The 14,535-nt window shown below is 56.8% G+C and carries 16 protein-coding genes; all 16 read left to right on the top strand.

The window, feature by feature from the left end; translation table 11 throughout:
• The first annotated feature begins 7 nt into the window (after positions 1 to 7).
• The 16 genes from AB4P94_RS04710 to AB4P94_RS04635 all read left to right on the top strand — a co-directional run bounded on the left by AB4P94_RS04710 (position 8) and on the right by AB4P94_RS04635 (position 14,484).
• Positions 8 to 670, top strand: coding sequence for an HK97 family phage prohead protease (locus tag AB4P94_RS04710; RefSeq protein ID WP_146476566.1), 663 nt, complete (start codon positions 8 to 10; stop codon positions 668 to 670).
• 3 nt (positions 671 to 673) lie between these two features.
• Entirely contained in the window at positions 674 to 1,837 is a 1,164-nt protein-coding gene (locus AB4P94_RS04705) for a phage major capsid protein (protein ID WP_395609597.1), read from the top strand.
• A 35-nt stretch (positions 1,838 to 1,872) separates the two neighbouring features.
• The gene (locus AB4P94_RS04700; RefSeq protein ID WP_395609596.1) at positions 1,873 to 2,127 is read left to right on the top strand and encodes a hypothetical protein; all 255 of its coding nucleotides are present in this window, start codon (positions 1,873 to 1,875) and stop codon (positions 2,125 to 2,127) included.
• On the top strand, positions 2,124 to 2,462 hold the full coding sequence (locus AB4P94_RS04695) for a head-tail connector protein (protein ID WP_258717855.1): 339 nt from the start codon (positions 2,124 to 2,126) through the stop codon (positions 2,460 to 2,462). The genes AB4P94_RS04700 and AB4P94_RS04695 overlap by 4 nt, the downstream gene beginning before the upstream one ends.
• Positions 2,459 to 2,794, top strand: coding sequence for a phage head closure protein (locus AB4P94_RS04690; protein WP_322143559.1), 336 nt, complete (start codon positions 2,459 to 2,461; stop codon positions 2,792 to 2,794). The genes AB4P94_RS04695 and AB4P94_RS04690 overlap by 4 nt, the downstream gene beginning before the upstream one ends.
• Positions 2,787 to 3,269, top strand: coding sequence for an HK97-gp10 family putative phage morphogenesis protein (locus AB4P94_RS04685; protein WP_395609595.1), 483 nt, complete (start codon positions 2,787 to 2,789; stop codon positions 3,267 to 3,269). Before AB4P94_RS04690 ends, AB4P94_RS04685 begins: the two co-directional genes overlap by 8 nt.
• A complete protein-coding gene (locus tag AB4P94_RS04680) occupies positions 3,269 to 3,634 on the top strand; it encodes a DUF3168 domain-containing protein (RefSeq protein WP_134658158.1) in 366 nt (121 codons plus the stop codon). Before AB4P94_RS04685 ends, AB4P94_RS04680 begins: the two co-directional genes overlap by 1 nt.
• Positions 3,635 to 3,698: 64 nt before the next feature.
• Positions 3,699 to 4,430 carry a phage tail tube protein gene (locus AB4P94_RS04675; protein WP_395609594.1) on the top strand — a complete coding sequence of 244 codons (732 nt, stop codon included), beginning with the start codon at positions 3,699 to 3,701 and terminating at the stop codon, positions 4,428 to 4,430.
• Entirely contained in the window at positions 4,430 to 4,765 is a 336-nt protein-coding gene (locus AB4P94_RS04670) for a phage tail assembly chaperone family protein, TAC (RefSeq protein ID WP_322143562.1), read from the top strand. The genes AB4P94_RS04675 and AB4P94_RS04670 overlap by 1 nt, the downstream gene beginning before the upstream one ends.
• A gap of 32 nt (positions 4,766 to 4,797) precedes the next feature.
• A complete protein-coding gene (locus AB4P94_RS04665; protein ID WP_395609593.1) occupies positions 4,798 to 5,061 on the top strand; it encodes a hypothetical protein in 264 nt (87 codons plus the stop codon).
• 66 nt (positions 5,062 to 5,127) lie between these two features.
• A complete protein-coding gene (locus AB4P94_RS04660; RefSeq protein WP_395609592.1) occupies positions 5,128 to 8,124 on the top strand; it encodes a phage tail tape measure protein in 2,997 nt (998 codons plus the stop codon).
• The gene (locus AB4P94_RS04655) at positions 8,121 to 8,573 is read left to right on the top strand and encodes a hypothetical protein (RefSeq protein ID WP_395609591.1); all 453 of its coding nucleotides are present in this window, start codon (positions 8,121 to 8,123) and stop codon (positions 8,571 to 8,573) included. The genes AB4P94_RS04660 and AB4P94_RS04655 overlap by 4 nt, the downstream gene beginning before the upstream one ends.
• Positions 8,570 to 9,052, top strand: coding sequence for a DUF1833 family protein (locus AB4P94_RS04650; RefSeq protein WP_395609590.1), 483 nt, complete (start codon positions 8,570 to 8,572; stop codon positions 9,050 to 9,052). Before AB4P94_RS04655 ends, AB4P94_RS04650 begins: the two co-directional genes overlap by 4 nt.
• Positions 9,052 to 9,432, top strand: coding sequence for a nitrite transporter (locus tag AB4P94_RS04645; protein WP_395609589.1), 381 nt, complete (start codon positions 9,052 to 9,054; stop codon positions 9,430 to 9,432). Before AB4P94_RS04650 ends, AB4P94_RS04645 begins: the two co-directional genes overlap by 1 nt.
• On the top strand, positions 9,429 to 12,446 hold the full coding sequence (locus tag AB4P94_RS04640) for a host specificity factor TipJ family phage tail protein (RefSeq protein ID WP_395609588.1): 3,018 nt from the start codon (positions 9,429 to 9,431) through the stop codon (positions 12,444 to 12,446). Before AB4P94_RS04645 ends, AB4P94_RS04640 begins: the two co-directional genes overlap by 4 nt.
• Before the next feature lie 58 nt (positions 12,447 to 12,504).
• Entirely contained in the window at positions 12,505 to 14,484 is a 1,980-nt protein-coding gene (locus AB4P94_RS04635) for a hypothetical protein (RefSeq protein ID WP_395609587.1), read from the top strand.
• Positions 14,485 to 14,535 lie beyond the last annotated feature (51 nt).

Below are 14,535 nucleotides of genomic sequence, written 5' to 3'. Positions count from 1 at the left end.
CTGCCAAATGTCAAACATCCAAAAGACCCTGGCCTTCGCTGAGGCGGAAATCAAATTCGACTCCGGTGGAAAAGTTGGGGTCTTCGAGGGGTATGCCAGCGTTTTTGACGTGATTGATTCAGATGGCGACATCATCCTGCCAGGGGCTTTTAAGAAAGCCCTGAGCACGCAGAGTCGACAGGTTGGCATGTTCTTCAACCACCAGACCTACGGCTTGCCTGTTGGCAAATGGCAGTCGCTTGAAGAGGACAGCAAAGGGCTGATTGTCCGCGGCGAGCTGACGCCAGGTCTGTCTGTTTCTAACGATCTTCGCGCCGCGATGGAACACAAGACTGTCGAGGGCATGTCTGTCGGCTTCACCGTCATGAAAGACGATTTCGACATGATCGCGACCGGCCGCGCGTTCAAGAGCGTGGCGGCCCTTCGCGAGATCAGCATCTGCACGTTTCCAGCCAATGAACTTGCAACAATCGAGTCCATGAAATCCATGGAGTCGATCACAACTATTCGCGACGTTGAGCACTGGCTGAGGGATTCGGTCGGACTGTCGAAGTCGCAAGCTCTGGGCCTCGTGGCCCGGATTAAGTCCGCAGTTCGGAGCGATTCCGAAGGTGGCGAAATCACCGCGATCCTGGATCGCCTCAAGTCCTTCCCATCTGTAGGAAAATAAACCATGTCCGAATTGGCCCAGATCCAAAAGGCTATTGAAGAATCGCAAAAGAACATGACTGAACTGTTCGATGCGCAGAAAAAAGAAATCACCGAGACCGGTGCGGTCAGTAAAAAGCTGCAGTCCGATCTCCAAACCGTCCAGGAAGAGCTGACCAAATCCGGCACTCGCCTGTTCGACCTGGAGCAAAAGCTTGCCGCCGGTAACCTGGACAATCCGGAAACGAAGAAGTCCTTCGCAGAACAAACGGCAATCGATCTTCAAAAGTCGTGGGATGGCAAGTCCTCGGGCAAGGTCGACGTCAAGAGCTTCAACAAGCAGCTCGGCAGTACGGCAGGTTCCGCCGGCGCATTGATCGAGCCACAGCGTAATGCCGGCATTTTGATGCCAGGCCTGCGCCGCTTCACCATTCGGGACCTGCTCGCCCAGGGCCGTATCAGCTCGAACTCGCTGGAATATGTTCGCGAGAACATCTTTACCAACAGCGCTGCACCGGTCGCCGAGGGCACGCTGAAGCCAGAGTCCAACCTGACGTTCACCAAGGAAACGGCGAACGTCAAAACCATCGCTCACTGGATTCAGGCCTCGCGCCAGGTCATGGACGATGCTCCGATGCTCGAGTCGTACGTGAACAACCGACTGCTGTTCGGCCTGGCCCTGGTTGAGGAGGGGCAGTTGCTGAACGGTGACGGTACCGGCGACAACCTGACCGGGCTGAACAAGGTTGCCACGGCCTACGACGCAGCGCTGAACGTGACCGGTGACACCCGTGCTGACAAGATTGCCCACGCGATCTTCCAGACCAGTGAGTCTGAGTTTGAAGCCTCCGGCATCATCCTCAACCCGCGCGACTGGCACGCAATCGCGCTGCTGAAAGACGCTGATGGTCGCTACATCTTCGGCGGACCAGCTGCGTTCGCTGCCAAGGTCATGTGGGGACTGCCGGTGGTTGCCACTAAAGCTCAAGCCCTGGGCACGTTCACCGTCGGCGGCTTTGATCTGGCATCCCAGGTCTGGGACCGCATGGACGCAACCGTCGAAGTCAGCCGCGAAGATCGCGACAACTTCGTCAAGAACATGCTGACCATCCTCTGTGAAGAGCGCCTGGCCCTGGCCCACTACCGGCCAACCGCGATCATCACCGGTCCTTTCGCAACCGCACCATAACCGAGGCCGGGGCAGGTAACTGCCCCGATTGCGTCATGATCAGGATTCGCGCGTTGCGCCAGTTTTCGCACTACCACGCCGGCAACTTCAGCCAGTTCGAGGTTCGTGAAGTCAAGGACGAATATGCCGAGGCTTTGATCGGATTGGACTTGGCAGAAGAGGTTGAGGCCGATCCAATCCAGGAGCAGGAGCAGGAGCAGGAGCAGGAGCAGGAGCAGGAGCAGGAGCAGGAGCAGGAGCAGGAAGCACCAGCAACCAACTCGCCCAAGAAAGCAGGTTCTAAAAAATGAGCATCCCCGTCACCGATCTGCTGCCGATAGCCTTGATGCGAAAGCATCTGCGCGTCGACCATGAAGACGATGACGACCTGATCGAGCTCTACGCTGAATCCGCTCTGGCTTGGGCGCTGTGGTATTGCGATAACCCGGCACTCAAGTTGGTGGCTGACTTCCCTGCGTCCTTCAAAGCAGCGCTTTTGCTGCTGCTAGGGCACTCGTACGCGACTCGTGAAGCGGTCGTGATCGGCACCATTACTGCCGAACTGCCCCTGGCGGTGGATTCGCTCCTTTGGGCTTCCAGAAATTGGCGCGGTGTTGTCGATCCTGAGCCGGAGGATGTGCCATGAGGGCCGGCGACCTGCGGCACCGTATTCAATTTCAGAAGCTGGTTCCGGGCGTTGATCCTGAAACCCAAGAGCCTATAGCGGGCGAGTGGGTCGACGTTGCAAAGGTCTATGCCTCTATCGAGCCTTTGAGTGGTAGGGAATTCATCGCTGCCCAGGCGGTTCAGTCTGAGGTCGTGGGGCGCATCGTGATTCGCCGCCGTACCGACATCAAGGCGCAGATGCGTGGGGTTTACCGCGGCCGGATCTACAACATTCAAGGCGTCCTGCCTGACCCCAAGTCCGGCTTGGACTACCTGACGCTACCCTATTCCGAGGGGGTGAATGATGGCTGATGACATCCAGTTCAGCCTTGTCGGCATTGACGGCCTGCTTTCAAAACTGGCCACGGTGAACGATGAGGTCAAGCGCAAGACTGGGCGCACCGCGCTTCGGCGCGCTGCTGAGATGGTGGCCAAAAACTTTAAAGAGGGCGCCCGGCGCTGGGATGACGCGGACACGGGGCGCTCCATTGCCGACAACATCGTGCTGCGCTGGAACGGCCGGTTGTTTCGCCGTACTGGTGACCTGGGTTTTCGCGTTGGTGTTCTGCACGGCGCGGTGCTGGTCAAGAATGGCAGCACTGAGAAAAGCGCGCCGACACCGCATTGGCGTCTGCTTGAGTTCGGTACCGAGCATATCGCTGCTGACCCTGTGGCCCGCCCAGCCCTGGAAGATCATATCGGCGAAGTCACCAATGAGTTCGCCACTCAGTTCGAGAAAGGCCTCGACAGGGCAATACGTCGGGCCGAGAAGGCCAGGAGCAGCTGATGTTCGCACCAATCAACGCCGTGTGCGCCCTGGACGCTGGGGTCATCGCAGTCCTGGGCTCAACCCCGCAGCGCCTTTATCCATTCGGCGACGCACCACAGGATGGGCAAAAGCCTTACGCGGTATGGCAGACCATCGGTGGTGACCCCGAGAACTACCTGGCTGGGCGCCCAGACACCGACGGCTACACGTTGCAGGTAGATGTGTACGCCACGACGGGGAAGGACGCCAGGGCCGTTGCCAGGGCCATCAGGGACGCTATCGAGCTGAAGGCCTACATCATCCGCTGGGGTGGTGAAAGCCGCGACCCGTCCACAAAGAATTACCGGTACAGCTTCGATGTGAGCTGGCTCGTCCCTCGATAACGCTGCAACCCAAACCAACCCCGCCGAGTGCGGGTTTTTTTATGCCCGACATTTGGAGAACGCCATGTCGATCCTTTCCCAAGGAACCCAGATCTACGCACTGGTCCCGCCGCTTTCCGGCACCGGGCCTATGACCGTCATGGAAGTTGAGTGCGCCACCAGCTTCGACCCGGGCGGCTCGCCGGCGGAGCAGATTGAAGACACCTGCCTCAGCGCCGATGAGCGCAGCTACAAGAAAGGCTTGCGCACTCCCGGCCAGGCCTCGCTTGGCCTGAACGCTGACCCGAACAACGCGAGCCACATTCGCCTGCATAAGCTCTCAGAAGCCAACGGCGATACCACTATCAAGTGGGTGGTGGGCTGGTCTGACGGCAAAGACATCGTGCCGACCATTGCAGCAGGCGGAAGCCTGGGCGTGGCTACGGTCACTGCTGGCGGCACCGGTTACACAACTGCCCCGACTGTTGCCTTTACCGGTGGCGGTGGTTCTGGCGCAGCTGGCACGGCTACGGTGGCCGGCGGTGTGGTCACTGGTGTGACAATCACCAACAAGGGCACTGGTTACACATCGCCCCCGACTGTTGCCTTTACCGGTGGCGCCGGCTCTGGCGCGGCGGCAACGGTTTCACTGGCCGCCGGCGATGACTTCGATCTGCCGCCCACTCGTACCTGGTTCGCTTTCCAGGGCTACGTGGCCGACTTCCCATTCACCTTCGCGCAGAACGCCGTGGTTGCATCGACAGTGTCGATCCAGCGCTCGGGTGGTTCCGCCTGGATTCGTAAGGCATCGGCATAATGGAACTCAACGTCGCAAACCTGAAGAAGTCCAAGGCTTTCACTGCTCGCCCTGTCGAGAAGGAAATCGTCTGGGGTAAGTCCACGTTCACCTGCTTTGTCCGCCCGCTGTCTTACCAGACAGCTATCGGTGATATCGCTGCTCACCGCGGCGCCGATCCGCTGGCCTGCCGGATTGCCTCCAGCATCTGTGATGCCGAAGGCAAGGCAGTGTTTACAGTCGCCGATATCACCGGCGAGGCCGACCCTGAGAAGGGCGCACTCGACCCTGATCTGACCAACCTTCTGTTGATCGCCATTGGCGAGGTGCAGAACGTGGGAAAGACGAAGCCATAGATCCAAGCGACGAGCTCTGGTGCGAACTGGTCATGAATGGAATCGGCGGCTGCACCATCGCCGAAGCGCAGGAGCGCATGACCTACTCCGAGTTTGTGGTCTGGATGAAGTTTCGCACCAAGCGTGGATCGCTGCACCAGGGCATGCGTGTCGAGATGGCCCTGGCGCAGTTCCAGGCGTTCTACGTCAATTCGAAGACCGGCAAGGATGCCCCTCGGCTTTACCAGCAGGACTTCGCGCCGCATATGGATCCGCGTGTCGAGAGTCTGGAGGAGGCTGTGGCGGCTTGGGCCTGATCGGTACTGAAATGAAATGCGTTAACGACAGTGCCCGCCTTGAGCGGGCTGTTCCTGGAGGAAGCTATGGCTGGATCACTTGGCACTCTGACTCTTGACCTGATTGCCAAGATTGGTGGATTCACTGGGCCAATGGATCAGGCTGGTAGAGCTGCAAAGAAAACATCTAAGGAGATGACTGAAGCAGCGCGCGAGGCTTCCCTTGCCTGGAACGCTCTCGCTGGCGCTGCAGCAGGTGTTGTTGGTGCTTTTTCGGTAGCCAGCATTTTCGGTAGGTTCGTGACGGAGACGAAAAACGCGGAGCAGGAGCAGGCCCAGCTAGGCGCCGTGCTGAAATCAACTGGTGAATCTGCGGGTTTTAATCGAGATCAATTGAACTCGATGGCTGACGCGCTGGAAAAGGCAACGACCTTTTCTGGTGGTGATATTAACCAGGCGCAAACCACGCTATTGGCGTTCACCGGTATCGTCGGAAATCAATTTAACCGCGCACTACAGTCAGCCGCTGATATGGCTGCGCGGACCGGAACAACCGTTAAAGATGCAGCTGAAACGATTGGACGGGCTCTGGATATTCCTTCCCAGGGATTGACCGCGCTCAGCAAGCAGGGCTTCCGATTCACTGACGAACAGAAGAGGCTTGCAACTGCACTAGAGTCGACAGGCGATGTAGCCGGCGCTCAGCAGATCATTCTTAAATCGTTGGAGGAGACCTACGGCGGTGCCGCCGGCGCAGCGCGTGATACGTTTGGCGGGTCGCTTGATGCCTTGCAGAACACTATTTCCGGCCTACTTACTGGTGAGGGCAGTCTTGATTCGGCTAAGGCCGCGGTCGAAGGTTTAAATAAGGCGCTCAGCTCTCCCACCGCGAAAGCAGCGATTGAGGGGCTAGGAACTGCCGTTACTGTACTCGCCACTGTGATGACAGCGCGCTTGGCGGCTTCCGCAGTTTCTACGTCAGCCAGCTTCGTTTTGCTGCAAGCGCAAGCAATAGGCGCCTCTCTTGCGGCTGCGCGCTTGTCCGGGACATCAATTGCAGCCACTGCTGGGATAGCTGCAATGGGGGTTGCAGCAAGAGCGGCGTCCGCCGCTATGGCTTTGCTTGGTGGACCTGTTGGTATTGCGATTACAGCAGGTGCGGCGCTCGCGTACTTTATGACGCGCAGTGACGATGCAAAGGAAAGTGCTGGCAATTTGGCGGAAAAAGTTGATTGGCTCAGCAAGTCTTTTGACGGTCTTACAAAGAACCAAGCTCGCTCAGCGCTACAAGACATTAACGCTCATCTGCTCGATGCTCAGCTCGCTGCGATCGATGCCGAGACGGCGGTCAGTCAATACCAAAGGCTTTTACGGGATTACCCTGACGATAAGCGTCAGCAGGAATGGAATGCTTCGCTGGTTACGGCCCAAGGCGAACTTGATACGGCAAGGCAAAAAGTTGCTGGGCTGGGCGACCAAATTCAGCAGTTGAACGGGATCCTGGCTAACCCAGTAGATGTGCCAGTTTCTAAAGTCTACAAGGATATGGCCAAGGCTCTGGATGAGCAGATCGCAACAGTTGGGAAAAGAACCGAGGCGGAGAAACTTGCCGCCCGAATCAGCGGCGGGTTCGTAGAGGGATTAAAAGCTGGCGAAGGCGATTTGCTCGTAGCCAAGCAGAAAAGCGTTGATGCGATAAAGAAAGCGGCGGAGGAGTCAAAAAAGGCTGACGAGCGCACTACGAGCTCCGCAAAAGCTGCCTCTGCGGCGCTGGCGAAGCGCGGTACGGACGCCGAACAGAACTACCGCCGCCAGATCGACCTGATTGATGAAACCACCGGCAAGAATCGCAAGGCCAGCGAAGTTGCAAAGCTCGCCTTCGAACTGGAGACCGGGAAGCTCAAGGGTGTGAGCGAAGAGCGGCAGAAGGTTCTTCAGGATTTGGCTGCTGAGTTGGATTCGAAGATAAAGCTCAAAAAGCAGAACGAGGAAGATCTGAAGCTTGCCACGCTGCAGGCCAACCTTAAAGACAGCAACACAGTTGTTCGCCAAGGCTTTGAGATGGAGTTGGCGGGGGCCGGTACTGGCGAAAAGCTCAGAGGACGTCTCAAGGAAGATCTGGCCATCCAGCAGGACTATGCCAAACAGCGCGCCGAGATGTTCAAGCAGTATAAGGAGGCCGAGGTGCTTGGCGATCCAGACGCCAAAATCCGATACGACAACGAGACTGCTCTTCTCGAGGAGGCCCTTGCCGAGCGCATGGTCATCCAGCAAGACTTCTACAACCAGCAGGATGAAGCCCAATCCAACTGGATGACAGGTGTCAGCGATGCGTGGCAAAACTACGTAGACACAGCGACGAACTATACGGCGCAGGCAGCAGAAACAACGGCCTCCCTCTTAGGGGATGCAACCAGCGGCCTTAGCCAGTTCTTCACCGATGTGGCTACCGGTTCAGAAACCGCCGGTGAGGCGTTAACCAACCTTGTCACAGGCTTTGCAAAGTCAACCATCAAGGCTCTTTCCGATATGGCCGCTCAGTGGCTGGTGTATCAGGCTATTCAGCTGATTGTTGGGAAAACCACGCAAGCCTCGGCAGCACCAGCACTTATAGCAAATGCCCAGGCGACGGCTTTCCAGGCGACCCTGGCAGCTTATGCTTCGACTGCTGCTATTCCGATTGTGGGCCCAGCGCTGGCGCCTGCTGCAGCAACTCTCGCTGCATCCACTACGGCTCCCATGGTGGCCGGCGTGGCCAGTGCTGCACTGGCTGGTATGGCGCATGACGGTATCGACTCTATTCCAGAGACCGGCACCTGGCTGCTTGAAAAGGGCGAGCGGGTAACCACGGCTGAGACAAGCGCAAAGCTTGACTCCACACTCGAGAGTATCAAATCCGGAAATAGCTCTGCTGGCGCACCGGTTGTAAATGTGATTGAGGACGCGAGCAGGGCCGGGCAGAGCCGGTCAAGGCAGATGGACGGGCGATGGGTGATTGATCAGTTCGTTTCCGACATTCGTGATAACGGAAAGTCGGCGAAAGAAATTCAGCAGATGCTGGGAATGGGGAGGGCGGCGCGATGATTCAGTTTCCAGCGGAGTTGCCGTGCGGCCTGAGAGATGGATACGGATTTAAGCCCGTCAGCCCCATGATGGGCACCGAGATGCAAACCGGCCGTACCAGGTATCGGCGCAAGTATTCATCCACTCCCACAGAAACAACGGTCAACTGGATTTTCAGTGACATGGAGGCTCAGCTCTTCGAGTCTTGGTTCGAAGAGGTTTTGATATCTGGAAGCCAGTGGTTCGAGTGTCCTCTTAAAACACCTCAAGGGCTCAAACACTACAAGGCCCACTTTAAGGATATTTACGAGGGGCCAACGCTTGAAGGGATCAGCTTTTGGAAGTTTCGCGCAGTTCTCGTCTTGTGGGAGCGCCCAATCCTTACTGGTGGCTGGGCTCTGTATGCACCCGATTACATCGCTGCCATGAACATTATTGATCTGGCAATTAATAGAGATTGGCCGTCATGACGAGCTTTGTACTTAACCGGCTTTACTCTAGCGGCGGCACAGAAATCCTTCATGGAACCCTTGAGATCACTGACGGTTCTGCTCACCATTTTCTCACTGATGGATTTGAGGATCTGGAAGTCGGGCTCGAGACTGGCGGGCTTGCGATGTTTAAAGCCTGCGGTATATCGATTGCGCTTCCAAAGCGCGGTAGCGATGGTAAGCAAGACCTTAAGTTCGCGCTGTGCAATATCGACGGCAGCGTCTCCGGGTTCCTGCGCGCCGCACTGAAGGATCGCCGGGAAATCAACATGGTGTACAGGGAGTACATCAGCACCGACCTGGTACATCCATCGAAGATCCTGCGCTACAAGGTGAAAAACGGATCTGTGACGGCAACAGAAGCGCAGATCGTGGCCGGCTACTTCAACCTGCTGGAAACCCTCTGGCTTCGCTACAACTACATCGGCACCCTTTTCCCTGGCATGCGGTACCAATAATGATCGATCACGACAAATACCTTCAGGGCCGGTACCTCGAGGGCGGGAGAGTGTGGCCGCTGGTTGACTGCTACGGCCTGGTGTTGGAGGTCCGTCGTGACCTCAACCTGCCGGATTGGCCGGAGTGGGCAGACATCCGCGCAGGCGACGGCTCAATGGTAGAGGTGGCGGGGAAGTGGTTCCCGACGCTCACGCCGTGCGAGCCGGAGGAGGGCGCATTGATCGCGCTCTACCAAGGCAGCGAGATGCGTCACGTCGGCGTTGTGGTTCGTTGTGGTGCATCACTTGAGGCAATGGAAATCACCGAAAAGCAACGGACAATCTGCCTGCCTTTGCACAGGCTTAAGCGCCGCTTCGTGCGGGTGGAGTATTACAAGTGATAGAAATTTACTCATCCCGAATTGGCGTCAAAGCGGGTGATTGCTTGCCGCTGGAGTCGCACCAGGTTAATGAGCCAATTTCCTTAGCGAATTGGTTATCGGCGAACGCCAAGGGCTTCGACCTCAATGCAGTGCACCCGATTTGCATTGAGATCGAAGGGGCTGCGGTGCCTGTTTATAAGTGGTCAGAGCTCACGATTGACCACGCCACTGACGTGAAGATTTTCCCCGAAGCCCGGGCCAGTGCCGCGGTAGTTGCAGCCTGGGCCGCGGTCGCGCTGGCGGCTATATCGATCGTCATGGTGCTGACCATGCCAAAGGCGAAGACCTCGAAACAGCAGCAGGGCGATGACCTTGATGCGGCTACCGCCACAGGAAACCACGCAAAGCTGAACTCTCCCATCCGTGAAGTGCTGGGCATGGCAAAGGTCTATCCTGACCTGCTGGTGCCGCCTGTGTCGCGGTTCGTGAACAAAAGGGAGATGGTCACCACTCTCGCCATGTCCGTTGGCCGGGGGCGGCATGCCATCCCTCCAAGCACTTGGAAGGTCGGGGACACGCCATTCGCGGCGTTTGGTTCTGACTTGAATTACTCCATCTACGAGCCCGGCGCATCGCTTGTGGGTGATGCGCGCGCCAGAAATTGGTACCCGGTTACAGAGGTTGGCGGAACAAATGCGGGCACCGCCGGGCTCGACCTTTCCAGTACCGCGCCAGCCGAGTCTGCTGCACTTGCGGATTCAATGCTGATCAGCGGCAATACCATATCCCTGCTGGGTAACAGTCCTCGCTTCCCTGAGTCATGGGACGCCGGAACCGTAGTTCGGCTTGTAACCCCAGACACCTTCACGGTAACAACCGCAGGGTCGTACAGCCGAATCGCCGGTGCACTGTCAGACCTTGCACCGTTCGCAGGCATGAAGGTGACGCTGGGAAGTGACTCTGAAATCGACCTGACGGTGGCCAGCGTGCTGCCTTACGTCGCACCGGTTCCGGGTATTGGCGGCTCGCCATCGATGGTTACCGGTAGCGCCTCACCGACCGCCTATGACTTCACTTCGGGCGCGGTGGTGTGGTCTGTGACCTTCCAGGGGGTAACCAAGACAATATCCCTGAACACCAACTATGTGAACATGAGCGGTCTTGTATCGACGATCACCTCCCAGTTGTCCGGCACCGGTCTTGTTGCACAAGACAGCTCCGGGAGGATTCGCCTGATTGAGCCGCTCAGCCCTTACAAAGGCGGCACGATCTCTCAAACCAGTGCGCCGGTACCTATCTTCGGCTCGGGGCCGACCTACACCGTCGGCACTGCCTCTACCGGCGGGACGCCGGAACAGCTTGCGAGCATCACGCTGAGCTTTGACAACGGCACGCCTTTCACTGGTGTCGCTGCTGGCCAGCAAAGGCTCTCCATTGCCTACCGAGGATCCAGGTTTCAAATCGTCTCTGTTTCAGGACTCACCGCAACCGTCAAGCGACTTACTGACGCCGGCGTAGTCGACAACACCTGGGCTGGATTCACAGCCAGAACCCTGCTTGATTTCTCAATGTCGGGCAGCGGTGGGGCTGGGAATTGGATCGGCTCATTCATGGGCTGCCCAGAGTACGAGCTGGCCACCATGGCTGAATATGATGTTTTCTTCAGCCAAGGGCTTTGCTACTACAGCAAGTCCGGCAACATAAAAATGCTCACCAAATCCATCGAGGTGCGGTGGAGGGATTCGGCCGTAGGTGGTGCCTGGACAACCATCACCCACACTTACACCGATGCGACCCCTGACCAGATCGGATTCACCCACGAAATCGTTTTCCCTTACCCGCTGCGCCCTGAGTTTCAAATGCGGCGAGTTCAGCCGGTCGAGGGTGGTCAGGTGCGTGACGCTATTCAGTGGTATGGCCTGCGCACCCTGCTGCCTGATCCAGGCTCTTACGAGGGGATCACCGTCATCACCATGGACATCCGTGGTGGCGACCGCCTCAGCGCTCAGTCTGAACGGCAGATCAACTGTGTGCCGACTCGCATCTACGACAACGCGCCGGCGCGCTCAATCAAAGGGGCTGCATTGCATGTCTGCCAGGGTCTCGGGATCGATGAGTCGCTGATCGATATGGAAGCTCTCAATTCGGTCGATCAGGACTATTGGACGCCGCGCAGCGAGCTCTACGATATGTCGCATGAGAAGCCCGCGGCGGTAAGGGAGGTCTTACAGGGCATCTTCACCGCTGGAATGTCGCACCTTTCCAGCGGGAACGGACTGCTAAGCGTCAAACGCGAAGGCCTACAACCGCCACGCGGAGTAATCACACCGCACGAAATGACCAGCGAGCTGACGTCCAGCTTCACGGCACCAAGCCCTGACGACTTCGACGGGGTGGACGTTGAATATGTCGACCAGTACACCAACCGCAAGGAGACGGTGAAATGCCGGCTCCCTGGAAGCCTTGGGTTGAAGGTGGACAAGATTCAACTCGACGGAGTGTCAGACAGAACGCGCGCCTGGCGTATCGGCATGAGACAGCTGCGCAAGTACCAGTTCTCGCGCTGGGGGTACAGCGTCGACACGGAGATGGATGCTTTGGTGTTTGACGATATCGACCACATCACCCTGGCCGATGACATCCCGAACACCACCAGTAGTGCGCTGATCACCGCAGTGGAGCAGCTGAGCGGTCAATACCTGCTCACGCTAAGCGAAGAGATGGACTGGTCGATGGTAGCGCCGCGCGCTGTTATACGGCGGCACGACGGTACGGTCACAAGCCTGTTTGAGCCTATGGATGCTGGCTTTCACCAAGTGCTGGTGCCGCTCAGCGCAATCGACTTCGATATCGTCACCGATCTGAGCATTGAGACCGCAAGGTTCCTGTTCGGTCCGAGTGAACAGGTCGGCTACCCGGCAATGATTACCGAGATAACCCCAAACCAAGACGGCTCCTGTGCTGTCACGGCAACTGAGTACTCGCCCGTGTTCTATGCGGACGATGACAACTATCCGCCCGCATCGGCGTAAGCACCAAACCTTCCAAGGCCCGCCGTTGAGCGGGCTTTTTTTTGCCTCGGGGAAAACCATGGCCTATAGCACCGGAAACCCTGTTGAACCGAGCGGTTCGACTGATCCGCGCGACCTTCGCGACAACGCCCAAATCCTCGACCAGCTCGTTAACGGTAGCGCCTTGACGTGGCCGGGCAGGCTTGGGAAAGCGTTAAAAACATGGACTGGGATGCAGTTCGAATTCTCGAACCAATTGCAAAACATTGGTTGGGAGGCGATCTACGTTCAGTACGCCGCCGGAGGTGTGGTGGAGCGAGCAAACCAGCTGGTCCAATACCCTGCAAATACTGGTGATCTGTACAAGGTCAAAAACCCAAGTTCACTACCGCTGACCCTAACCGGTACCTGGGCCACGGACGCGCCAAAACTGGTGTCCGTTGGCGATGCCTCGGTGCGCCAGTATGTTCAGCCGTTCCTGAATGCCGGCTTCTTCCAGCCCACAGACCTCGACCTCACGGGTACTACTGATCAATCCGCAAAAATTGTCGGATACCTGAATCAATACAAAAGGGTTCGTCTGCCGGCTGGCATCATCAAGGCGCTTGAAATCATCGTGCCGACCGGCTGCACACTTGTCGGTGCCGGCTCAACACTCATGAACCGCACGACTAAGCAATGGTCCTCGGGCGGCACAACCGTAGTCGGAACGATTGGTTTCACCGGTTCCAATAGCTGCGTTCTTGGCAACATGAACATCGATGCTTTCGCTACTGGCAATAATGCCCTGTTCGGCGTTAGCGAAACCACGCGCGATATTTACGTGAAGTCCGTAAACACCCGGGCGAACAACCACAACCATCTGTGGGAGCAGAACGGTAGCGACCCGGCAGGCCGTTACGGTGGAAACATTCTTGTAGAGGACTGCATCGCATACGGCGGGCCAAATGGCTTTGTCACGAAAATGAACAGCGTAACGTTCCGTCGCTGCCTGGCCTATGACACCACCGTTCAGGCTTTCGTGGTCGTTTCTGACAACATCAACGGCGCCGGCGTTTACAGCCGAGCCACAAAGACAAAGATCCAACAGTGTGGCGGCGACGGAAACCATCAAGGCGTTACTGTGTACAGTCGAGATGCGTTCAGCGAGAACAACGCAAACGGCGTGGCAGGAACCCAAGATACCGAGATTGACGTTAGTTTCACCGGGATAGGCAACTGCTCCGTTCATGTCGGCTTCTATAAAGACGGTACCGCTGGCTTCACTCCGCTGTACAACGACAACGTGACCATTACTGGCGGGAATTATTCTGCTCCTACACCGGGGTTTCACATTCGCCTGGATAATGCTGCACGCCCAAGAATCAATGCAGGATACTTCGTTGGTGCCAGCGCGATAGTGCTGGGTGATTTCTGCGTAGATCCGGTTGTTTCTCCAGCAGTTAGCACCTATGGACCGATGACAGGGATTCTTGCGTCTGAAATCGTTTACTCGAGTAACGATTCTGCCGTAAACGTTGATATTGCAAGAAAGCGCGTTGTATTCAGGAACACGTTTAACGTAACAGTCAACAGCATTGTTACAAGCAACCCCCAGAAAGAGCTCGACATATTCATTGACGATCCTTATACGACCGTCGCGATAGGTGGTGTTCTGTTGGCTGGAAAGGGAGCCTCAGCAAGGGTTTCTTACGATGAGTCGGTAGCCGCTTTTCAGGGCTGGAAGGTCGTCAGTTCTGGTTCAACCCTTCCGCGTGGTGAAGTGTTAACTGCATATGATTTTGACAAAAACTTTTCATGGCAGTCGATGGCTGTACGAATTCCGCTTTCTGGAAACATCAACAGCATGTCTCTGCATGGCGATATGTTGGCGGCAGGTGATCGGGTCTCGATGCGTATTTACAATACTGAAACCGGCCCGCGGTCTATTTTCAATTGGAACTATGTTTTGTTTGGGGCTATTCCAGTGGTAACAACAATCCCCAACGGGAAAACGGCATTGATCCAAATGCAGTGGGATGGATCTAATCACATCGTTACATCTGTCAATACGTATTGAATGATCTGAATTATTTGGTCATGGCGCCGTGCTACAATCGCACCTCAAATA

It is taken from the genome of Pseudomonas sp. B22129, from assembly GCF_044218875.1.
Lineage (GTDB): Bacteria > Pseudomonadota > Gammaproteobacteria > Pseudomonadales > Pseudomonadaceae > Aquipseudomonas.
Note: the sequence above shows the minus strand (reverse complement) of the source record. Positions and strands in the feature narration are given on the sequence as shown.